At 27.8% G+C, this 21,305-nt stretch carries 20 protein-coding genes; 12 read left to right on the plus strand and 8 right to left on the minus strand.

The window, feature by feature from the left end:
* Window positions 1–7: 7 nt before the first annotated feature.
* Both GOY08_RS11655 and GOY08_RS11660 read left to right on the plus strand, forming a co-directional pair.
* Window positions 8–442, plus strand: coding sequence for a GatB/YqeY domain-containing protein (locus GOY08_RS11655; protein WP_158999093.1), 435 nt, complete (start codon window positions 8–10; stop codon window positions 440–442).
* Between the two features lie 28 nt (window positions 443–470).
* Window positions 471–1,736 (plus strand): MFS transporter, encoded by a 1,266-nt coding sequence (locus GOY08_RS11660; protein ID WP_158999094.1) that lies wholly within the window; start codon window positions 471–473, stop codon window positions 1,734–1,736.
* A gap of 40 nt (window positions 1,737–1,776) precedes the next feature.
* Here the strand turns inward: GOY08_RS11660 and GOY08_RS11665 are convergent, their stop codons facing one another.
* The 3 genes from GOY08_RS11665 to GOY08_RS11675 all read right to left on the minus strand — a co-directional run bounded on the left by GOY08_RS11665 (window position 1,777) and on the right by GOY08_RS11675 (window position 3,764).
* Complete coding sequence (locus GOY08_RS11665) at window positions 1,777–2,229, minus strand: hypothetical protein (protein ID WP_158999095.1); 453 nt, start codon at window positions 2,227–2,229, stop codon at window positions 1,777–1,779.
* 84 nt (window positions 2,230–2,313) lie between these two features.
* A complete protein-coding gene (locus GOY08_RS11670) occupies window positions 2,314–2,766 on the minus strand; it encodes a hypothetical protein (protein WP_158999096.1) in 453 nt (150 codons plus the stop codon).
* A gap of 14 nt (window positions 2,767–2,780) precedes the next feature.
* The gene (locus GOY08_RS11675; protein ID WP_158999097.1) at window positions 2,781–3,764 is read right to left on the minus strand and encodes a PLP-dependent cysteine synthase family protein; all 984 of its coding nucleotides are present in this window, start codon (window positions 3,762–3,764) and stop codon (window positions 2,781–2,783) included.
* A gap of 72 nt (window positions 3,765–3,836) precedes the next feature.
* Between GOY08_RS11675 and GOY08_RS11680 the strand changes: the two genes are divergently transcribed.
* The 10 genes from GOY08_RS11680 (at window position 3,837) to GOY08_RS11725 (ending at window position 16,217) form a co-directional block, all read left to right on the plus strand.
* A complete protein-coding gene (locus tag GOY08_RS11680; RefSeq protein ID WP_158999098.1) occupies window positions 3,837–5,123 on the plus strand; it encodes a 50S ribosomal protein L11 methyltransferase in 1,287 nt (428 codons plus the stop codon).
* A gap of 2 nt (window positions 5,124–5,125) precedes the next feature.
* A complete protein-coding gene (locus GOY08_RS11685) occupies window positions 5,126–6,415 on the plus strand; it encodes a hypothetical protein (RefSeq protein WP_158999099.1) in 1,290 nt (429 codons plus the stop codon).
* A 541-nt stretch (window positions 6,416–6,956) separates the two neighbouring features.
* A complete protein-coding gene (locus tag GOY08_RS11690) occupies window positions 6,957–8,921 on the plus strand; it encodes a nucleoside-diphosphate sugar epimerase/dehydratase (RefSeq protein WP_158999100.1) in 1,965 nt (654 codons plus the stop codon).
* 4 nt (window positions 8,922–8,925) lie between these two features.
* Window positions 8,926–10,032, plus strand: coding sequence for an MraY family glycosyltransferase (locus tag GOY08_RS11695; RefSeq protein ID WP_158999101.1), 1,107 nt, complete (start codon window positions 8,926–8,928; stop codon window positions 10,030–10,032).
* A 14-nt stretch (window positions 10,033–10,046) separates the two neighbouring features.
* Entirely contained in the window at window positions 10,047–10,988 is a 942-nt protein-coding gene (locus GOY08_RS11700; RefSeq protein ID WP_158999102.1) for an NAD-dependent epimerase/dehydratase family protein, read from the plus strand.
* A gap of 1 nt (window position 10,989) precedes the next feature.
* Window positions 10,990–12,096, plus strand: coding sequence for a CDP-glucose 4,6-dehydratase (rfbG, locus tag GOY08_RS11705; protein WP_158999103.1), 1,107 nt, complete (start codon window positions 10,990–10,992; stop codon window positions 12,094–12,096).
* Window positions 12,084–13,160 carry a DegT/DnrJ/EryC1/StrS family aminotransferase gene (locus tag GOY08_RS11710; RefSeq protein ID WP_158999104.1) on the plus strand — a complete coding sequence of 359 codons (1,077 nt, stop codon included), beginning with the start codon at window positions 12,084–12,086 and terminating at the stop codon, window positions 13,158–13,160. The genes rfbG and GOY08_RS11710 overlap by 13 nt, the downstream gene beginning before the upstream one ends.
* A complete protein-coding gene (locus GOY08_RS11715; protein WP_158999105.1) occupies window positions 13,154–14,185 on the plus strand; it encodes a peptidoglycan bridge formation glycyltransferase FemA/FemB family protein in 1,032 nt (343 codons plus the stop codon). The genes GOY08_RS11710 and GOY08_RS11715 overlap by 7 nt, the downstream gene beginning before the upstream one ends.
* Window positions 14,178–15,059 carry a glycosyltransferase family 2 protein gene (locus tag GOY08_RS11720; RefSeq protein WP_158999106.1) on the plus strand — a complete coding sequence of 294 codons (882 nt, stop codon included), beginning with the start codon at window positions 14,178–14,180 and terminating at the stop codon, window positions 15,057–15,059. The genes GOY08_RS11715 and GOY08_RS11720 overlap by 8 nt, the downstream gene beginning before the upstream one ends.
* Before the next feature lie 15 nt (window positions 15,060–15,074).
* Window positions 15,075–16,217 carry a glycosyltransferase gene (locus tag GOY08_RS11725; protein WP_158999107.1) on the plus strand — a complete coding sequence of 381 codons (1,143 nt, stop codon included), beginning with the start codon at window positions 15,075–15,077 and terminating at the stop codon, window positions 16,215–16,217.
* Between the two features lie 7 nt (window positions 16,218–16,224).
* Here the strand turns inward: GOY08_RS11725 and GOY08_RS11730 are convergent, their stop codons facing one another.
* Genes GOY08_RS11730 through GOY08_RS11750 form a run of 5 tightly spaced genes read right to left on the minus strand, consistent with a single transcriptional unit; the run spans window position 16,225 to window position 21,285 of the window.
* Entirely contained in the window at window positions 16,225–17,175 is a 951-nt protein-coding gene (locus GOY08_RS11730) for a glycosyltransferase family 2 protein (RefSeq protein ID WP_158999108.1), read from the minus strand.
* Window positions 17,172–18,176, minus strand: coding sequence for an NAD-dependent epimerase/dehydratase family protein (locus tag GOY08_RS11735; RefSeq protein WP_158999109.1), 1,005 nt, complete (start codon window positions 18,174–18,176; stop codon window positions 17,172–17,174). Before GOY08_RS11735 ends, GOY08_RS11730 begins: the two co-directional genes overlap by 4 nt.
* Before the next feature lie 15 nt (window positions 18,177–18,191).
* Complete coding sequence (locus GOY08_RS11740) at window positions 18,192–18,638, minus strand: dTDP-4-dehydrorhamnose 3,5-epimerase family protein (RefSeq protein WP_158999110.1); 447 nt, start codon at window positions 18,636–18,638, stop codon at window positions 18,192–18,194.
* A 36-nt stretch (window positions 18,639–18,674) separates the two neighbouring features.
* Complete coding sequence (locus GOY08_RS11745; RefSeq protein ID WP_158999111.1) at window positions 18,675–19,835, minus strand: hypothetical protein; 1,161 nt, start codon at window positions 19,833–19,835, stop codon at window positions 18,675–18,677.
* Window positions 19,804–21,285 carry an MBOAT family O-acyltransferase gene (locus tag GOY08_RS11750; protein WP_158999112.1) on the minus strand — a complete coding sequence of 494 codons (1,482 nt, stop codon included), beginning with the start codon at window positions 21,283–21,285 and terminating at the stop codon, window positions 19,804–19,806. Before GOY08_RS11750 ends, GOY08_RS11745 begins: the two co-directional genes overlap by 32 nt.
* Window positions 21,286–21,305: the final 20 nt, after the last annotated feature.

Consider the following 21,305-nt stretch of genomic DNA (forward strand, 5'->3'; position numbering starts at 1 on the left):
TGCTAATATGTCTACATTAAAAGAAACGTTAACAAACGATTTAAAAACTGCTTTAAAAAGTCAGGATAAAGAACTTACCGCAGCAATAAGAATGCTTATAAGTGCTATCCAATATGGACAAACAGCTGCAAAACCTGTCCCAGAATTTGATTCTGTTTTAGGATATAGAAAACAACTTGCTGATTCACTCGAAATGTTCCCAAAAAATGGTGAAAAATATATCCAAGTTCAGAAAGAATTAGAAATAGTTGACAGATATCTTCCAAAACCTCCAACTGACGCTGAATTGAATGATATTATTTCTATCAATTTAGCAAAAATTCAACCTCAAGAAAAGCCAAATATTGGAATAATAATTAAAGAAATTAAAAATAAATTCCCAACTTGTGACGCTAAAGCAGCAATGGCTCTTATCCAAAAGGCTATTTCAGAAAAAAAATAATAATTAAATATGTTTTTACGGGATTAAAATGTTTACACATCAACAATCTGAAAAAAAGACTTTGTTTCTTTGTTCATTAGGTGGTGCTTTTGAATTTTATGATTTTTCCCTCTTTGCTATTATGTCACCAATTATTAGCCAACATTTTTTCGACAGTTCTGATCCAACTTTAGCTCTAATCAAATCATATGGAGTTCTAGCAACAGGTTACTTTGCACGTTTTCTAGGTGGTTTTTATTTCAGTCATCTTGGGGATACCGCCGGGAGAAAAAAGCCATTTATGTGGACTTTATTTTTAATGGCAATTCCTACATTAAGTATTGCTTTTTTGCCAACCTACCAGCAAATAGGAATAATGGCTCCTCTTTTTCTAATCCTTTTTAGAATTATCCAAGGATTTGCTTTAGGAGGAGAAGCACCTTGTGCTATGACTTATATTCATGAATACGCGTCTCCAAAAAAGAAAAGTTTTTCGATGAGTATTTTATTTGGTGGAATATTACTAGGCTCATTTTTTGCTTCTTTAGTCAATTCATCTTTAACTTCTGTTTTTTCCAAAAATGACTACGAAAATTGGGGTTGGAGAGTTCCATTTGCTTTAGGTGGCTTTTTAGGATTAATTGGTTTATATTTAAGGAAAAATTTACAAGAAAGTAAAGATTTTATTAAGTGCAAAAATGAAAATAAATTATCAAAAGTTCCTTTCTTTTCTCTTTTAAAAAGCAATTATAAAAATGTTTTCCTTGGCATTGCTATTTTATTACCTTCAGCAACGGCGTTTTTATATTTTTTAATATTATCATCTGCAAATCTTCAAAAAAATTATAATTTTATTAAACAAGATGTCCAAGAAATAGTTTCTTTAGGCTTATTAGTAAATGCAATATCTTGCGTTTTAATTGGATATTTAGCTGATAAAATAAATCCCAAAAAAATATATATAACTGGAATATTTTGTTTATTTATTTTAACTATTATTTCATCTTTTATTTTTAGCACACAAAACTTTTTATATTTAAGTATTTATATTTTTATTTTAGCTATTGTATTAGGAAGTTGTGTTGGTACAGTTTTTCATCTTTTAGCAAATTTATTTTCTACCCATACAAGAACTTCTGGTATTGCCTTATGTATGAATACTACAAATGGTCTTTTTATTGGTCTAACCCCTATAGTATTTACTGAAATACTAACAAAAACGAGCTTTAAACTCTTCCCAAACTATTATATATGCTTTTTATGTTTTATAGGATTAATAAGTATCAGAATCATCAGTAAAAGAAAATTTCAATAATATAGTAAAAATTTTGTAATTCTCATTTTAAATACGTAATTTAAAATGAGTAACTTAAACTCACACCCATAGCCAATTGATTCATATTTTCAAACTGAAAGAGTTCAGATGTAGACTCATTTTTTAACTCTAATTCTGGCTTATTTTCAGGCAAAATAGTCAGCATTGGAGATGCTTGGAAACCTGGTTTTTCTTTTTTAAGAGTGTGCTTTTGGCTACAATCAGATAAAGAGAGTTCAACAATACCAATAACGGCCCCCACACCAGCACCAATTAAAGTAGCAGTAGCAAGATTTGCTGGTACATTATTTGAGTTTTGATTTGCTACTAAAACAAGAGCTCCTACTCCCAGGCCAATTCCCGCACCAAAAAGTGTGTCCCGAAATAAAACAGGCCCTACATCACAAGCGGCATTAGCTTCTTGCATTATAGGAAATATTGCCAAGCAAGTTACTGTAGCAAGTTTAAGTTTCTTTATTAATTTATTTTTCATAAAAACACCATTTGCGTACTAATAGAAAAAATCAAACTTTTTGTTTGAAATAAGAGAATAAACAAAAATAAAAATATTTGCAAATCAGCTTTCCTTAGTGTGATCTTTTAATTTTTGGAGAAAAGCTTGATCAAAATCAGCTGCTATAACACTTTCATCAATCCCGCCGTTGGAAATGTACTGGACAGCTAACTGCAAAAAGTTTTTCTCACTTCCATTTGCAATACTTTTTACTGCTTGAGGAAACAGCATCCAACTGACTTCATGTAATTCATTTGCTATTTGAATTGTTTTAGGTAACTGAGAAATATCTTCAATCTTTGACCATTCTACTAAGTATAATTTTGTTTCATTCTTATTTATATAGAAATCAAAATCACTTTTTCTTTTTAGTGAATTTGTTTCAATAAATTTTTGCAATTCATTTCTTTCAACTACAAAAGTTGGAATTCCTTTATTTATTGCAATAGCAAATAATATTTTGGAATATGAGTCCTGTTTGGAATAAACGGAGTAAAATAAAATTTTCAAACCCATATTCATATAAATCCTTATTTTGAAAAAACATTATTTGGCAATACTGCTTGCTTAAATGAGTTTTTTTGTAACCAATCATTATCCATCATTTTTGTCATGTAATTACGAATTCCATCTGGTAAAATTACAACTACTTTTGATCCTGTAGGAATTTCAGGTAAAATTTCATTGACTCCAAACAAGGCGGTACCTGAACTACCACCACACAAAAAACCTTCCTCACGTATGGCCTTGCGAGCCCAGTGAAAACTAGGTTCATCAGTTGTTTTAACCCATTTATCTATTAGGCTTACATCCAAAGCCTTCGGAAAGAAGTCATATCCAATACCTTCAACTTGATAAGTTGAAACCTCTGTTCCGCCACCTAAAATACTCCCAACAGGATCACAACCAATAATTTTACAACTCGGTTTAAGTTCTTTAAATTTTCTGGCAATCCCAGAGATTGTGCCTCCAGTGCCAGCTCCAGCAACAAGATAATCAGGAATGCAACCCAAATCATCTATTATTTCTTGAGCAGTATAATGATAATGTGCATCAGCATTGGATGGATTTGCATATTGATCCAAAACATGGGCATTTGGCAATTCTTTCGCAAGTCGATTAGCAACAGAGATATGACTTTCAGGTGCATCAAAAGCGGCCTCAGTAGGAGTACGAATAATTTCAGCACCCAAAGCAGCAAGTACAACTTGCTTTTCCTTACTCATTTTTTCGGGCAAAGTAATAATAACTCTGTAACCCAAAACAGCACCAGCTAAAGCAATTCCAATACCTGTATTGCCGCTTGTTGGTTCAATTAAAATATCTCCTGGTTTTATACGTCCTGATTTTTGAGCATCTAAAACCATTTGGTAACCAATTCTATCCTTTACAGACCCTCCCGGATTCATAAATTCACATTTTGCATAGATATCGACTCCTTGTTTATGAAATAAGCGATTTATCTTTACAAGTGGAGTTTTCCCGATGGTTTCTAAAATATTTTTTGTTTGCATTTTAATACCTTCCTATGCGACTAGTTGGAGTCGGCTTTTATTCAAAATGCTATTAACTCAAAAAGGGTAAATATGTCCAAGCAATCAGCAAAACAGAAAAGAATAAATTTAAAAGTTGCCAAAGGACTTCGTCTTCGAATTGCAGAAGATGGAAACATTTATGGATCTATTTCTAGCTCTTCTGGAGAATTTTTTATTGCCCCAGAAGTACTAACCCTTCTTACCTTTCTTGCTAATTGCAAAAATTCACTTTTAGTTAATGATCTTCCTAAACTTTTAAAACAAAACTATCAAGGATTGCAAGCTAATCTTCCTACCAATGAAGAATGCGAACAACTACTAAGTGACCTACTAGGCGCGGGTGTGCTTGTCAGTGATGAAGTGCAATCAGTAAAGCATATGCAAAACGATGGATTTGGTGATCCTTGGGCGCAATGGACAATGCTAGCGGATACTCCGCGTTGTGATGCCTATTATAAAGCACTTTGTGAAAAAGTGACTGAGAAAACAATTGTTTTAGATGTTGGATCAGGATCTGGATTACTTTCAGCAATTTCTCTTCATTTAAAAGCTAAAAAAGTTATAGCTATTGAAGAAACAAATGCTGCAAAATACATTCAACCAATTTTGCAAAATCTTCATTTAGATATCAGCAAAAATAGATTTATTTTATACAATAAGAATAGTTTTGATGTCACTTTATCAGAAGATATTTCTTTAATAGTAAGTGAACTTTTTGGAAATGATCCTTTTCAGGAAGGAGTTATACCGACATTAAGAGAAATAGCACAAAAATTTTCAAATCAAAACATTAATTATATTCCGGAAAAATTGACTGTATTTGCGCAAATTATAGATTTAAAACAGCATGCTGCAAAAAACAGAATTCAAAGTTTTCAATCTTTAAAAAAAGAAGAGAATAATTTTTTATCGCATTTTTTTCAATCAGCATTAAATGTTTTAGATCTTGATGAAATTTCTTTTTCACTACCTTTAACAAAAAATGATTATAATATTACTTCTTCTGCCGTTGAGTTAGGATCCTCGTATCTAAATCCCCCACCGGTTTATTCAAAAAAATTCAATCCTTTTCATGGAAGAAAAGAAATTCTTGTTGAAAAAGAGTCTTCTATTAGCATTTGCATTTTGTGGTTTAGAGTTCATTTGTTAAAAGATATCACAATATCTTCTCTTATCTCTGAAGCAGATGCTTGTGATCATTGGAGCCCAATTGTAATTCCTTTGAAAAAAAGTTTGCATAAAAATGATAAAATTAAAATTGAATATGAACTAAATGATTTAGAAAATTTCTTAAATTGTAAAATTTATAAGAATAAAGAACTAATAGGATCTAGGTAAATATGGATACAATAAATTTAGAAAGACAGATAAAAAAGAATATTTATGGAAAACCACAATTAGCTAAATTATTCTATCCACCTGGATTTGGAGAAACAGCTAAAAATGAAATCAACACAATCTTGACAAATCTTTGGTATCCACAAAACACAAAAAATACTTATGAATTAAATCCTAAATATATTGAATTAAAAGATACTCATATTTCAGTTTTAATGGAAATAATATTACGTACAAAATGTTTATCAGATGTTCATTTAGTTTTAATGCATGAAAAATGTCATAGTAAAGATGATTTTCGAAAAATTTGTTCTAATATCAAATGGAATTATTATCTAGAAAAAAAACTAAATATAAAAATTAAAGTTAACTCAACAGCTAGTAAGGCATTTCACGAATCTAGTTTAAAAGAAATAGCGTGTGAAATATTAACTCCATTGGTAAATAATATCTATTCTGGAGAAAAATCTAATGAAGACACTATTCTCAGCTTCGAATTATATAAAGATAAGTTAACTATCAGCATTTCTCTTGTGGGAGAGCCTTTATACAAAAGAGGATACAAAAAAGACTTAAAAACGTTGGCGCCTTTGCGTGAAGATCTTGCAGCTTGTTGTATTCAAAAGTTTTTTCATTTCTTAAAGCAAAAAGAAATCACAATTTCTCAAGCTAAAGTATATGTTCCATTTGCCGGAAGCGGAACACTAGGATTTGAAACTTATTTTTATTTTCAAAATATTTTCAATCATTTTTTCCAACGTGAGTTTATATTTTCTAAACTCCCATTCTTTAAAAAAGAAAATTATAATTTTCTCATAAAAAAGTCTTCGGAAGATTTTATTAATTCTAAAAATATAGAAATACTTTGCATTGATAATACTGAATCAGCTGTAAAAAATTGCCAAGATAACTTAGAAAATTATTTAGGCTTAAGTAAGGAATATTCTAAAACAGAATTTAAATTTGATGTCCAAAAGAACGACTTTTTTCAGAGTAATTCATTAATCACTTTAAATAATTTTGACTTTCTATTTATTCCCTTAAACCCTCCATATGGCTTGAGAATTCAAAACAAACTAAGTTCAGCGCATTTTTATCAAAAAATCGCGCAAACCCTAAACCAATTAAGTGAAAAAGTGAAAAGTCAGCAAAAGCATATAGGTGGATTTATTCTTTGTCCAACTGAAGAAGCATGGTCATTTTTTTTCAAAACTTTAAAATTTAATATAAAAGAGACATATCATTTTACCCAAGGTGGACTTGATATAAGAGTCTGTCAGTTTTATACATGATACTAAGTTAATAATTATAATTAGTTTAGATTTTATCTAAAGATAATGATAAATTTATCTTAGTCCAAAATACAAAATTTTCTCATTTTTGAGATGATTAGGTTATTAGTATCAATGTTCTAAAAATTTGCTTAAAAAATATGCATATTTAGTATGCATCAAAGAATTCTATAATTTATCAAAATAAATACATCAATCTATTTAAAATGACCATTTTAAAATTTTTAATTAGTGTGGCTCATTCAGCAAAAATATCTTGTTTTTGATAAGGAAATATTTTCATAGTGAAAAGAATAATGTATTCTATAACTGCAGTTTTTTTAATTATGGAGAAAACATATAATGTTTTACAAAAAACTAAAAATCTTGAACTTAAGTTTTTGTTATCTTTTTTATATATTGAGAATTAATAACTTTAACTATTTCAATTCTAAATATTTTTGATTACTTATAATATATATAAACCTATTTTATTGATTGTACAAAGCTTAAGCGTTATTATAAGGCGAAGTATTCTCAATAGCACTTTTAGAGAGAAGGCATGAAAATAAATCGAGAACTCTTATATGTTTATCTAAAAAAGATATTTATTTTATCAATTGATACAATTTTAGTATTAATATTATTGCCGATTGCTCTATACTTGAGGGTTGAAAATATAGATTTTCAATATTATTTTGACAAACTGTTTCCATATTACTACATTACAGCTTCTATATCCTACATTTTTGCTTTTTTTCTATTAAAAACTCATCGAGTTATTTTTAAAATAGCAAGTATTTATACAGCAATAAGAGTAGCATTTGGAGCTTTCTTAGGATCCTTACTTTTTTATATTCTTTCCACATATGTTTTTAAATTAGAAACAATTCCAAGATCAGTATTTATCATTCAATTTTTACTTTTTGTTCCAGCAAGCGGTATTTTTAGATTTTATTCTAGAATTATAGATAGCTTTTCCCATAGACTTTTCAAACACGGAATTCCTACATTAGTATATGGTGCAGGAATAAATACAAATCGTCAGTTACCTTCCTTATTAAATGCTCGTTCTGAATTTAAAATTTTTGGAATTCTTGATGACTCTATTTTCAAAAAAGGTGTAGAAATTCATGGCATTAAAGTCCTAGGTAATGAAAAAGACTTACCACATTTAATTAAAAAATACAGAATAGAACAAATCATTATTTCTATGCCTAGCGCTTCTGGTGAAAGAGTTAGATATTTAGTAAAACAAATGGTAAGCCTTAAGCTTAAAGTAAAAATATTACCAAGCCCTGAATTATCTCTTCAAGATCCTGATGAAAAAGAATTACAATTGCGGGACATAAAAATTGAAGATCTTTTAAAAAGAACACCTAGAAGTATTGATAAAGAACTAATTAAAGAAACAATAGAAAATAAAGTGGTCTTAATTACTGGAGCCGGAGGTTCGATAGGTTCAGAACTCGTAAGGCAAATTCTTGCCTTAAAACCTACAATTGTTATTATGAATGACTCATCAGAATTTGCATTATACAAAATTAATGAAGAAGTAGAATCTAAATATCCTTCTACCAAAATTTATCCAGTTCTTGCAAATATAGCTGATGATTTTTCTTGTAGAAATATTTTTAATAGGTTTAATATAGATATTATTTTTCATGCTTGTGCATATAAACATGTTCCTTTAGTAGAAGATAATATTTCTTCTGCTGCAATAAATAATATTAAAAGCGCTTTTAACATTTTCTCTTTAGCATCCAAATACAATATTGAAAAAGTTGTACTTATTTCATCAGATAAAGCAATACGACCTACAAATGTGATGGGAGCTACTAAACGAATTTGTGAACTACTATTACTTTGGCACGCACAAAATACGAATTGTAGAACCAATTACTCAAGCGTTAGGTTTGGTAACGTACTTGGTAGTAATGGAAGTGTGGTACCTAAATTTATAGAGCAAATTAAAACAGGAGGACCAATAACAATTACACATCCCGATATTACAAGATATTTTATGCTAATACCAGAAGCAGTAGCGCTTGTATTGCAAGCTGCAACAGCAAAAAAATCAGGCGAAATATTTATTTTAAATATGGGTAATCCTATAAAAATAGTTGATATGGCAAAAGATTTAATCCAGTTAATGGGCAAAACACCTGATATTGATATAAAAATAAAATATACAGGTTTAAGATCAGGAGAAAAACTTTTTGAAGAACTAAATTTTGAATTTGAAACTATGGAAGAAGTGACTACAGATTATTCAAGAATATCAGATGTAATTAAAATTGATAAAAATTTCATAAATTTAGTTCAAAATATTTTAAATTTTGCTCAAGAGGATCAAGATGAAATTGTAAAATCTTTAATCTTTTCTTTAATTAATAAATATGAAAAAGAAAATAAAAAAATAAATTATTTTGATTCTGACTTAAATAATAGCGAACAAATAGAAATAACCAGGCAAAAAGAAATTGATCATTCCTATCCAGTTGCGCAGACAGAAATTTCGGGTTAGAGAAATGCAGACTCCAGAAAATTTTATTTACTTAATAATATCGCTTTTTTTTATATGTGCTCTACTTCAAGAATTTTGGAATTATCTTCTTTGTGAAACAAAATTAAAAAGTTTTATACTTGACTTACCTAATAAACGTTCCAGTCATTTAATTCCTACAGTAAGAGGCGGTGGAGCTATATTTTTTTTATTTGCTTCGCTTTCATTTTTAATTCTTTCTTCACAAAAATTACTTCCCTGGTACTTAACCACTATATTTACCATTTCGTCACTTTTCATTTCATTTATAGGTTTTGTAGATGATTTAAAAGGTTTAACTGCTAAAAAAAGATTTTTTTGCCAAATGTTTTGCATAGTATTAAATTCATTATTTTTTTACTTATATTTTTCAAATACCCTTGCCGAATTATTAATATTAAGCATTTTAGTTTTTTGGTTTATTTTTTCATTAAGTTTAATAAATTTTTATAATTTTGCAGATGGGATAAATGGATATATTTCTCTTCAATTTATTGCTTCATCTATATCAATAATCATTTATACATACTTATCAATTATAAATACAAGTAATTTTGTAATTATTTTTTCATTGATAATAATACCATTTTTGGGGGGACTTATTTTATTCCTTAGAAGAAATGTTTTTAAAAAAACTATATTTTTAGGCGATACTGGTAGCACTTTTTTAGGATTTTTCTTGGCTATTATATTTTTATTATGTTCATATTATTTATTTAAAGATGAGAAACAAACTAATTATTTATCTCCTTTATATATTTTACTTACTTGGATATTTTTTTCACATATCATATTTCTTGACTGCGCTACAATGATAATAGCAAAATTAATAGCAAAAGTACCTCTTCATATACCACACAAATTACACATTTATCAAATAGTATCTAGAAAAAAAGGATTTACACATTTAAAAACTACGGCTTTATTTTTTGTAATTCAAATAGTACTTAATATTCTTTTTACTTATTTAAAAAAGCATATAAGTACTTTTGATTTTTTTGGTTTTATATTTTTATATTTATTATTATTAACTATATTTTTAATAAAATATCACTTAAAATCATTAAATTTTAAAACAGAATATATTTCTTAATTGGAAATAAAATTATGACAAAAGTACTTGTTACAGGCGCAAATGGTTTTCTTGGTAAAAAAGTGTGTAAACTTTTAATTTCTAAAGGATATGAAGTCATTGGAACTTATAGATCTTCTCATCCACAAAATGATGAATTTAAATTAATTCATTGGATTAAAATTCAAGACTTACAACCAAAAGAAGTTTGGATTGAAGCTCTAAAAAACTGTGATATAGTTATTCATACAGCTGGCAGAGTTCATCAAATGAATTCTAATAAAAATAGCGATAATTTATTTTTCAATGATAATACAAATGGTACAGATGCATTAATATGTGAAATATTACAAAATAATAGTAGTATAAAACAGTTTATTTTTATCAGTACACTTTTAGTTTATGGCAGATATCAAACAATGCCTTTAAACAAAAATAAAGAATGTAATCCAGATACAATATATGGAAAATCTAAACTAGCCGCGGAAAATATTATACAAAAGAGATTTAAAAATTCCCCAATTAGTTGGACTATATTAAGACCTGCTGTCATGTATAATGAATCTGATTCAGAGAATACAGGAAACATAGCTAGCATTGTTAATTATATTAAGAAGGGCATTCCTCTACCAATAAAAAATTTAAAAAACAAAAGGAGTTTTCTTTCAGTTAATAGAATGGCTGAGTTTATACATTTTTCAATTTTAAATGAAAATGCAAAAAATAAAATTTTTAACGTATCTGATCCTGAGCCCATCTCTACAGAACAATTTGTCTTATTCTTTGGAAAATTGATAAATAAAAAACCTAAGCTTGTTTGGGTTCCATTTTTTATGCAATATATATTAGCCATTTTAGGCGATATTATACAATTGTTTAGAATTAGAGTTCCTTGGAATACAGCCGTGTTGACAAAAATTTCAAGTAATTTTTGGACTGAATCAGATTCTTTCCAGAAAATTAGTAAAGGAGAATAACTTGCAGCTAGAAGCGCCTTTTCAAAATATCTATAAAAATAAAAAAGTTTTCATCACAGGGCATACTGGTTTTAAAGGATCATGGCTGACTCAGTGGCTGCTCAATTTAGGTGCAGAGGTGGCTGGCTATTCTCTTTATATTCCATCTGAACCAAGTCTTTATGAAATATTAGATTTGAATTCAAAAATAAAAAATTACAAAGATGATATAAGAAATTTTGATTCTCTTTTGCATACCATCAAAGAATTTAATCCCGATATTATTTTTCATCTAGCTGCACAACCAATTGTTATGCAATCTTACTTAGATCCTAAAAATAACTTTGATGTGAATGTAATGGGTATGGTGAATATTCTTGAAGCCATTCGGGTATGTAAATCTATTCAAGCCGCCGTATTAATAACTAGCGACAAATGTTATGAAAATGTTGAATGGGAATATGGCTACAGAGAGACAGATCGCCTAGGCGGAAAAGACCCATACAGCGCTTCAAAGGCTTGTGCTGAAATTGTTTTTAGCTCTTATGCTCGATCTTTTTTTCAAGACCATGAAACCTATCTTGCCACAGCGAGAGCAGGAAACGTGATTGGTGGAGGAGACTGGGCTGCCGATAGAATTATTCCAGATGCTATGCGAGCTTGGAGCAAAGGACTAAGTTTAAAAATAAGAAATCCCCATGCAACAAGACCTTGGCAGCATGTTTTAGAACCTTTAAGCGGATACTTAATGCTTGGTGCAAAATTACTTACTAAAACATCTCACTTACATGGTGAATCATTTAATTTTGGACCTCCACAAGAGGCAAATCACTCAGTTGAATATCTACTTAATATTTTAGAAGAAAAATGGAAATCCCTGCCTACTAAGATAGAAAATAAAAATAACACTTTAGGGGAAGCATCATTGCTAAAACTTTGTTGTGACAAAGCACTAAATAGATTAAAATGGAAGCCAAATCTATCATTTGAAGAAACTCTTGTGTTTACAAATGATTGGTATTTAAATTATTATAATAATCAAGAAACAGATTATACTAAACAAACTATAAAACAGATAGAAGAATATACAAGACTTGCATTACAAAGGAATTTAACTTGGGCAATTTAAGTACATCAGAGTTTGAGAAAAAAATTATTAGATCCGTTTATAATCCAAGTGTCACAAACAAAATTAAAAATAATTTTAATTTGTTCCAATCTGAAAGTACTTTTTATTATGCATATTGCCGACACGCTTTAAAAAATGCATTGCTAATTTTAAATATAAAAGCCGGTGATAATATTTTATTGCCTTCTTTTATTTGCAAAGATCTTTTATCATCAATTCATAGTGTGGCAGCAATTCCAAAATTTTATACCGTGAATGAATCTTTAGAAATAATTGAAGAACCAGAGAATCTTCCAGCAGCAAAAGCAATTATAGCAGTAAATTTCTTCGGTTTTCCACAAAACTTAGATAAATTTAAAAAATATTGCCAATTAACAGGTGCTTATTTAATCGAAGATAATGCCCATGGTTTTTTAAGCAAAGATTCTGAAAATACGTTTTTAGGACAAAGAGGAGATTTAGGGATTTACAGCATACGCAAGAGTCTAGCTATTCCTAATGGAGCTGCATTATTAATAAACACAGCAAATATTAAAATCAATCAAAGTATAATAAGTGAAGTTGCAGACAATCAACAAGATAAAAATTTTAAATTTAAAAGTTTACTAAGAAAACTTGTCCACTATTTTGGAGTTTGGCATATCATATTTTTATTAACAATAATCAGAGCAATAAGAAAATATAAAACTGGTGATATATATCCAAAATCAAACTCCGAAGATGAATTTCTTTTACCAACTGAAACAAAAGCAAATCCTTTATTATTTTATTATTTAAAGCACCTTGTCCCTGATGAAGAAATAAAAAGAAGAAGAAACTTGTATTTCTTTGTTGAAAAAATTCTGGCAGGAAGTCCATGTAAACCCGTATTTTCATATTTGCCAGAAAATACATCTCCTTATTTGTATCCATTTTATGCTCAAAAAAAAGACATTAAAATTATAAGAAAAATTCTTGCCGCTTATAATTTAGAGTGTTTTCCTTGGCCAGATCTTCCTTTTGAAATTGAAAATAAGTGCCCTGAATATTATAAAAATGTGTGGGGGGTAAGATTTTTATGGTAAATTGGCAAGAGTTAAATATATCAACCGACCTGCAATCTTGGGAAAACTTTTTTAATCTTCAGACACATAAAGTTATTTTCCAAAACTATTTATGGGGGGATTATAAAAGCCAATTTGGTTGGAAACCATATCGCTTTTTAAAACAAGATCCAACAACTAAAGAAACAGTTGCTCAAATCCAAATTTTGGTCAAAATATACTCTATTAAAATTCCTTTATTATGGACTTTTAAATGCGCTGTTATTTGGATACCAGGAATAACAAATGAAATTTCAAAACATCTTGATTCAGAATTTATCAATTATCTAAAACTAAAATTAAATATTAAAAAAATTTATTTGAGAACTTCCATTTTTTCTGCATATTCAAATCTTTGTAGTGTTCTTTTAAGAAGTTTAAATTGGCAACGCGCAATCGCTCCAATCATTTCAGGAATGAGTATGGAGCATAATTTGAAAAATGATTTAGCTATTTTAGAAAAAAATATGAGTTCAAATTGGCGACACAATTTAAAAAGAGGATTAAATAAAAACATATCAATTCAAAAATGGGAAAATCCTAATGTCGCAGAAATGATGTCAATTTATAAGAATATGGAAAATTTAAAGGACTTAGAAGAACAATTTTCAGCAAATGAAATTGAAAAATTATTGTATTATTTCAAAGATAACCTTGTAATATTTAGATCTTTAAATGAAAAAAATGAGACCATAGCTTTTCGCGGTTGCATTATCTGGGGAAATAATGGTTTTGACTTTTTTGCTGCCGCCAACGAAGAGGCAAGAAAAATATATGCGTCTCATGTTCTACTCTGGGAAATTTTAAAATACTGCAAACAAAAAAATGTTGCACACTATGATATGTGTGGAATTGATCCTATTAATGGAAAAGGCGTATATAATTTTAAAAGAGGAAGTGGAGCTTCGGAATTAGAATATATGGGTGAATGGGAATCATCTACATCAATTATTCTAAAACTTCTTATTAATTGGAAAATTGCAAGGAACAACAAAAAAAGTGTATAGTAAATCGATTAATAATTATTTTATATCAATAATCATACCAATTTATAATGATGAAGAAATCATACCTAGATTAGTTGATGAAGTATTAATCCATTTTAATGATATAAATCTATTTGAAATTATATTTATTGATGACAAAAGTACTGATAATAGTGTTGGAATGTTAAATACATTATTAAGAAAAAATAATTTTAATAATTTTAAAATAATTCTAAACTCACAAAATTTAGGTGCTTCTGCAACTAGAAATATTGGTTGTAAAAATGCAAAGGGAGATTATCTAGCTTTTTTAGATAGTGATGATGCATGGCATAAAGACAAATTAAATATTCAAATAAATTTAATGCAAGAAACAAATTCATATATATCAGGAACTAAGCATAAAATTATATCGCCAAATCAATTAAAAAAAGAAATGAATATTGATTTTAAAACAAAGGAAATTCATTTTACTGAAGTAAAATGGCCTAATATTTTGTTCAAATCGCCCTTTTGTACTCCAAGTGTTATTATCCATAGAAGCGTGATAGAAAAATATTTATTTAATGACAAACTTCGGTTTGCAGAAGACTATGATTTTTGGCTAAGAAGTTCCTACGAATTTAAGACAATAAAAATATTAGAGGACTTAACATTTACTTTTAAACATGACTTTCTTTCAGACTCTAATTCTTTAAGTTCTAATTTATTTTTAATGCAAAAATCTGTGACTCTTGTGCGTATTAATTTAATAAAAGAACCAAAATATTCTTTTATTCTTAAAATTTTAATTGTCGCTGCTTTATTATTTGAGTATTTTAAATTTTTAATTAGATTTTTAAAAAAATTTAGTTTAAGAACTAGACAGCTTATTCTAAATAAAAATTTTAAATAATTTGGAGACTGGAATTTGAGAATAGACAAGTCAAAAATATATTTCATCACAAATTTAGGAAATTTTTTCATTTCTTATCGTATTAAATTTGTTGAAAAACTGATAGAACAAAAAGTAAATATCAATTTAATTACACAATATACAATAGAAAATGATACCGAATATTTAAAAAAAATAGGATTTCATTCTATTCTAAGAATTTTAAATAATTCAAATTACTCAGCATTATCTTCAATTTTAAAAACCATTTTATTTGCTATAAATTTTTCTATTAGAAGCAATAAAAATAATATTTTTCATATTATTACAATAATTCCTATTCTTTCATTCGGAATACCATTAAGGTTTTTAAACCGTAAATGTATTTATGATGTTACTGGTTTAGGAAGTGTCTTCAGCTCATCAAAATTGAAACATAAAATTATTCGTCCCATAATCATGTTATTTTACAAATACATTTTTTCAGGTACAAACTCACGAGTTATTGTTCAAAATAAAGACGATTATAACATTTTTAAAAATACATTAAAAATTAAATCAGAAAATATATTTTTAATTGGTATTGGAGTTGATATATATAAGTACATTTATTCTGAGAATTTGAATATATCAGATGAGCCAATCATTTTAGTCCCTGCACGACTAATTAAAGAAAAAGGAATAATAGAAGCAGCTGCTGCATCTAACATTCTCACTCAAAAAGGAATTAAACATAAAATGTGGTTTGCAGGTGAAATACACCCTCAAAATCCACTAAGTTTAAATCAATCAGACATTGAAAATATTAGTAAAAACTCTCCTAATGTAGTTTTTATCGGTCAACAAAAAGATATGACTGAATTATATAAAAAGTCATACATTGTTTGTCTTCCTTCTTATCGTGAAGGGGTGCCAAGGGTTCTTGTCGAGGCCTCCGCATGTGGGAGACCTTGCATTACTTATGATTCTCCTGGTTGTAGAGATTTTGTTATAAATAATGTAACAGGTATTACTGTACCTCTCCAATCTATTCATGAATTAGCTGAAGCAATTGAAACACTCATCAGTTATCCAGAAAAAGCTAATAAACTTAGAGAAAAAGCATACAAAAACGTAATTAATAACTACACTTCTGAAAAAATTTCAAACCTTGTTCTTAATGTTTATAATCAGTTATAATTAATTTTTAAATATACATTTTCTGACCCTTTGCTTTTTGTTTAAGCAAAAGAATTTTCATTATTAAAAGAAATAAAATAATAATTCTAATAATATCTGGAAATGTTAATAATAATTTAAATAAATTTTTAAATCCATTTTTAAAATCATTTTTTTCAAAATATTGTCTTGATTTAAGATAATAAACAATTGAAATTCTTTTTTTATAACGACAATAATTATAAATACTCTTTTCTACTTCAGAATAAAAATGATTATTAACTACATTTATTACTGCATTATTATGTTTTTCAATAGCATTACTTGCATTGTTTTCATATAAATGATATTCACCTAATATTTCATTTATAAATTTCATTTTCATATTTCTCTTACTAGCTAGTTTTATCCAAAAATCATAATCTTCAGCCGTGATAATTGAGTTATCTTCACTCATAAATCCAATATCTTGAGCAAAACTTAATTTCATTACTACAGCAGATGGACTCAGGACACTTCCTTTAAATAATAAATTTTCAAATGAAGCGCTATGCAATGGTCCATACAATCTATTTCTAATTTTTATTCCATCTTTAATAATAGCTTCACCATGACATACTAAATCAAATCCTTTATTCAATGCTTCAATACAAATCTCTAATTTTTTTTCATACCAAATATCATCTGAATCTAAAAAAGCAATAAACTTTGTGTCTGCCAATTTCATAGCATAATTTCTTGAAGCTGCAATTACGCCATTATTTTTAAAATTAAATAAATGAATTCTTGGGTCTGCAAATGAATTAACAATATCTATAGTATTATCGGTAGAAAAATTATTTACTACAATAACTTTCCAAGCTGTAAAAGTTTGTCTAAGAATTGATTGCAATGCAACATTTAATTTTTCTGCATGATTATAAGTTGGTATGACTATAGTTACAAGAGCCATTTCATTTTCGTTCTTAATTGAATTCATTCATTCCTCATCTGATAATATTCAACGTATTTTAAAATACTTAAATCAATTTCGCTTATTACATCACAATTTTTTAACAACCCTATTTTTCTAATTTTATCATTAGAGTAACAAAATTTTTCTTCTTTTCTTATATAAATTTCATTATTAAAAATACTTGGTATTACTATTTCGGGCTCATAATTTAAATTCAAAAGACATCTTTTTGCTACAAGTTTTGCCATTTCATAAACAGATAAAGAAGTATTTGATCCTAAATTAAATATTCCATGGGTATTAAAGTCTGCTTTGAAAAGATTAGAAATCAAATCACAAATTCCACTAACTGGCATAAAATTTAAAATAGCCCTTCCATCAGATTTTAATACCAATTTTTTATCTACAACAGCTTGGCTGCAAAGCTCATTAGCAAGAAGCTTATTTCCTGATCCTTTATAAACATTATAGGGAAATCCAAAACTATTAGATAATCTTAATATACAACCTTCCTTACCATTTTGACTACAAATTGAAAGAATAAAATCTTCTGCTGATTTGTGAGTAATGGCATAAGTACTTAAAGGTTCTGCTAAAGTATTTTCACTTATTTCAATATTATCAGAAACAGATTTATTTTTTAATGCATTACCATAAACATGAACTGTAGACATATATATAAAACGCCTTACATTCATTTTACATGCTGCAGTTACAAGTCGCATCGATTGTGTTACATTAAAAAAAATTGCAGAAGCAGGATCTTCATGACAACTTTTGTTATCTAAGGCGGATAAGTGCAAAACCATTTCAATTCCAGTACAAATATTTCCAAAATCTAATATTTCTGTAAATGGAATAGATACTACTTCTGAATTTTTTAGCTTTAATTCTTCAATGATATTTAATTTACTTGTTAAAAGACGCAATGAATATAAATTAGATCTATCTAAATGTGAAACTAGCTGTGTTCCTAAATAGCCACCAGCTCCTGTAATAAGAACTTTTATTTTTTTATTATCCATTTCAGCTATAATTCCTTATTTATCCCAATTATATGGAATTAAATTATCTTCTATTGCAACATACTCGCACTCTTTCTCGGAATGAGGGTGAGTTGCACAATTAACTAATAAAGCAATAGTATCAGAGATTGCTTTGAAACTCACCCATATTCCAGGAGGAATTGTCACAAGATAATATTCATCCTGAGAAAGAGTGATTTCTAATATATTTTTATAGGTTGAATTGTTTTCTCTAGCATCATATAATACTAATTTTACTTTTCCCACAGGTACAGCATAATTAATTGTTTTTATTAACTGCTTATGCCAACCTTTTATTTTACCAGGATTTATTTGTGAAAAATAAACTTCACCAAATGCTATAAAGCTAGGACTATCAGCACGAAGCATATGGAATACTTTTCCTTTTTCATTTGTAAATTGTTTTAACTCTTGGATTAAAACTCCAGAAATATTACTCATTGTTAATCCTTTAATAGTTAAAATAAAATTAATCTTTTAAAAGTCAAATTTATTCAATATAGGTAATATTTTAGCCCAGTCTTTTTTGAATACCTTAAATATTCCATTTTCATTAGCATGCATGCCATCATAAAAATCACTATTTGTTAAATTGAACTCATTGGGGTTATTACTTCCAACTACAGGAATAGAATATTCTTTGCCTATTTTACTGTAATAATTTTGTGTCGCTAATATAATCTTTGTATCAGGTCTTGAAACTAAAATTTTATATGTTTCAGGATGATATGGAGGAATATAAAAAATAATTTCTACTTTTTTAGATTTTAAAAATGAAATTAATTTTTCAAATAAATAAACACGATCTTTACCAAATTCCGAAAATGAACCTAAATTATAAACATTCTTTTGATTTGCAAAATCTAAAGCAGATTGCAATATAATATCATCACTTCTTTCTCTGTAATTCTTACCATAGGATAATCTCCCGTCAGAAAGTAAAATTGGATAATCGGCAACATTAAATTTTGTTGCAAAATAATTATTGCTAGATTTATCATGATAAAATAATTTGACTATTTTTTTTATTGAAGCTTGAAAATATTTAAATGAAATAACATTTTTTATTTTATCTGATATATAAAAGCTATTATATAGTGAATTGTAATGCAATTGATTTTTTGCAAATAAAATTGATTCATTCTTAATTGAAAACCATCTTGTATTTGTATCTGAACTATTTGCATTTAGCAACCAAGGATCTAATCCTATAATAAGTAATTTAGGAAACTTATTAGTTTCATAGTAGCACTGAAATATTCCTAAGAAATCTTCTAAAACTGCTCCAGAAACAGAGTTATTAAGGACGTATTTTTTTTGAAATAAATTATTTCCAATTTGCATTGTTCGAGACGATCCTAGAATCATAATATTAATAGGATTACTAATTTTCTCTATAAGATATTTTTGTAGCAATCTATCATCAACATTTTGAGGATTGCCCAGATTAGAACCTAATGATAATATTTTAGCTGCACCATCCTCATAAGATCTATTTTTATAAATACCAGCAGGATCTGAAATAATATTTATTAAAATTACTAATAGCAGTAAAGGAAGAAACATCAACCCTCGCTTAATTAATAGTAAATATTCTTTTTTATATTTAAAATTGGAAATAAATAAATTGATTTTCACCGTACACTCCAAACAAAATTAAACTTATGATAAAAGCATAGTATAAAAACCACCTGATAAAGAAAGACTTTTGCGATATTAATTCACGAATGCGATATGTTCTTTGAATATAGCTAATAATAATTAAAAATACAATTAAAAAACAGGAAGTTAATAAAGATAAGTAATTTAAACCTAGAAAATTAATTTCAAAAATATTTGATTCAAATTTTATTTCTTTAATAGATCGAAAAAATACAGGCCAATCAGAAAAAATATTTTCCGCTATATACAATCCTTCGTGAATATTTCTTGCTCTGAAAAAAATCCATGCAAAACAAATCAAACTAAATGTTGTTATAATTTGAAGGAATTTAAAATAAAATCTATTAGTATTAAGATTTAGAATTTGTATAATATAATTTCTAAATTCAGAAGAAATTAATGAAAATACAAGATAAAAACCATTCAGACCACCCCATACAACATAAGTCCAATTAGCACCGTGCCAAAGACCGCTAATTAAAAATGTAAGCATTAAATTAAAATACATTCGCAATTTAGAACATTTATTTCCACCAAGTGGAATATACAAGTAATCTTTAAACCATGTTGAAAGAGAAATATGCCATCTTCTCCAAAATTCTGAAATAGACTTTGAAAAGTAAGGTCGATTAAAATTTTCCATTAAATTAAAACCCATTACTTTAGCTGCACCAATAGCAATACTAGAATATCCTGAAAAATCACAATATATCTGAAATGCAAAAAATATTGTGGCAATTAACAACACTGGTCCTGAATGATTTGTTGGATTATCATATACTTGATTTACAATTATCGCTAATCTATCTGCAATAACAACTTTTTTAAAAAATCCCCAGCCCATGATTTTGAGACCATCTACTACCCTATAATAATCGAAATATTTTTTTTCGTAAAATTGAGGAAGTAAGTTTTGTGGTCTTTCAATAGGTCCTGCAACTAATTGAGGATAAAACATTACATATAATGAATAAATACAGAAATTTTTCTCTGCTTTTTGGTTTCCTCTATAAACTTCAATTATATAAGCTAAACTTTGAAATGTATGAAAAGAAAGACCAATAGGTAATAAAATATTTACAACTTGGATAGGATAATTTAGATCAAAAAAGTTCGCTATCTTTCCAAAATTTGCATTAAAAAAATTAAAATATTTGAAAGCAAAAAGAACTGAGCACGTTGATAATATACTCAATACAAGATACCATTTCTTTCTTGAATAACTAGATTTTTCTATTAAAATTCCCATAGTATAGTCAATAATGATTACAACAGCTAATATTAGTATGTATTCTGGAACAAACCACATATAGAAAATACAGCTGCCCATCAGTAATAAAAAACTTCGGTATTCATGTTTTACAATAAAATATAAAAAGGTCAGTACTGGAAAAAAAACTAGAAATGATAAAGAATTGAACAGCATTCACTAAAACTCCCAAAAAA

Origin of the sequence: Pigmentibacter ruber (assembly GCF_009792895.1) — a bacterium.
In the GTDB taxonomy this organism is placed as follows: domain Bacteria; phylum Bdellovibrionota_B; class Oligoflexia; order Silvanigrellales; family Silvanigrellaceae; genus Silvanigrella; species Silvanigrella rubra.

Excerpts from the sequence above, each read along its gene's own strand:
- GOY08_RS11655 (WP_158999093.1), top strand. The coding sequence starts at position 8 with ATGTCTACATTAAAAGAAACGTTAACAAACGATTTAAAAACTGCTTTA.
- GOY08_RS11660 (WP_158999094.1), top strand. The coding sequence starts at position 471 with ATGTTTACACATCAACAATCTGAAAAAAAGACTTTGTTTCTTTGTTCA.
- GOY08_RS11665 (WP_158999095.1), bottom strand. The coding sequence starts at position 2,229 with ATGAAAAATAAATTAATAAAGAAACTTAAACTTGCTACAGTAACTTGC.
- GOY08_RS11670 (WP_158999096.1), bottom strand. The coding sequence starts at position 2,766 with ATGGGTTTGAAAATTTTATTTTACTCCGTTTATTCCAAACAGGACTCA.
- GOY08_RS11675 (WP_158999097.1), bottom strand. The coding sequence starts at position 3,764 with ATGCAAACAAAAAATATTTTAGAAACCATCGGGAAAACTCCACTTGTA.
- GOY08_RS11680 (WP_158999098.1), top strand. The coding sequence starts at position 3,837 with ATGTCCAAGCAATCAGCAAAACAGAAAAGAATAAATTTAAAAGTTGCC.
- GOY08_RS11685 (WP_158999099.1), top strand. The coding sequence starts at position 5,126 with ATGGATACAATAAATTTAGAAAGACAGATAAAAAAGAATATTTATGGA.
- GOY08_RS11690 (WP_158999100.1), top strand. The coding sequence starts at position 6,957 with ATGAAAATAAATCGAGAACTCTTATATGTTTATCTAAAAAAGATATTT.
- GOY08_RS11695 (WP_158999101.1), top strand. The coding sequence starts at position 8,926 with ATGCAGACTCCAGAAAATTTTATTTACTTAATAATATCGCTTTTTTTT.
- GOY08_RS11700 (WP_158999102.1), top strand. The coding sequence starts at position 10,047 with ATGACAAAAGTACTTGTTACAGGCGCAAATGGTTTTCTTGGTAAAAAA.
- GOY08_RS11715 (WP_158999105.1), top strand. The coding sequence starts at position 13,154 with ATGGTAAATTGGCAAGAGTTAAATATATCAACCGACCTGCAATCTTGG.
- GOY08_RS11730 (WP_158999108.1), bottom strand. The coding sequence starts at position 17,175 with ATGAATTCAATTAAGAACGAAAATGAAATGGCTCTTGTAACTATAGTC.
- GOY08_RS11735 (WP_158999109.1), bottom strand. The coding sequence starts at position 18,176 with ATGGATAATAAAAAAATAAAAGTTCTTATTACAGGAGCTGGTGGCTAT.
- GOY08_RS11740 (WP_158999110.1), bottom strand. The coding sequence starts at position 18,638 with ATGAGTAATATTTCTGGAGTTTTAATCCAAGAGTTAAAACAATTTACA.
- GOY08_RS11750 (WP_158999112.1), bottom strand. The coding sequence starts at position 21,285 with ATGCTGTTCAATTCTTTATCATTTCTAGTTTTTTTTCCAGTACTGACC.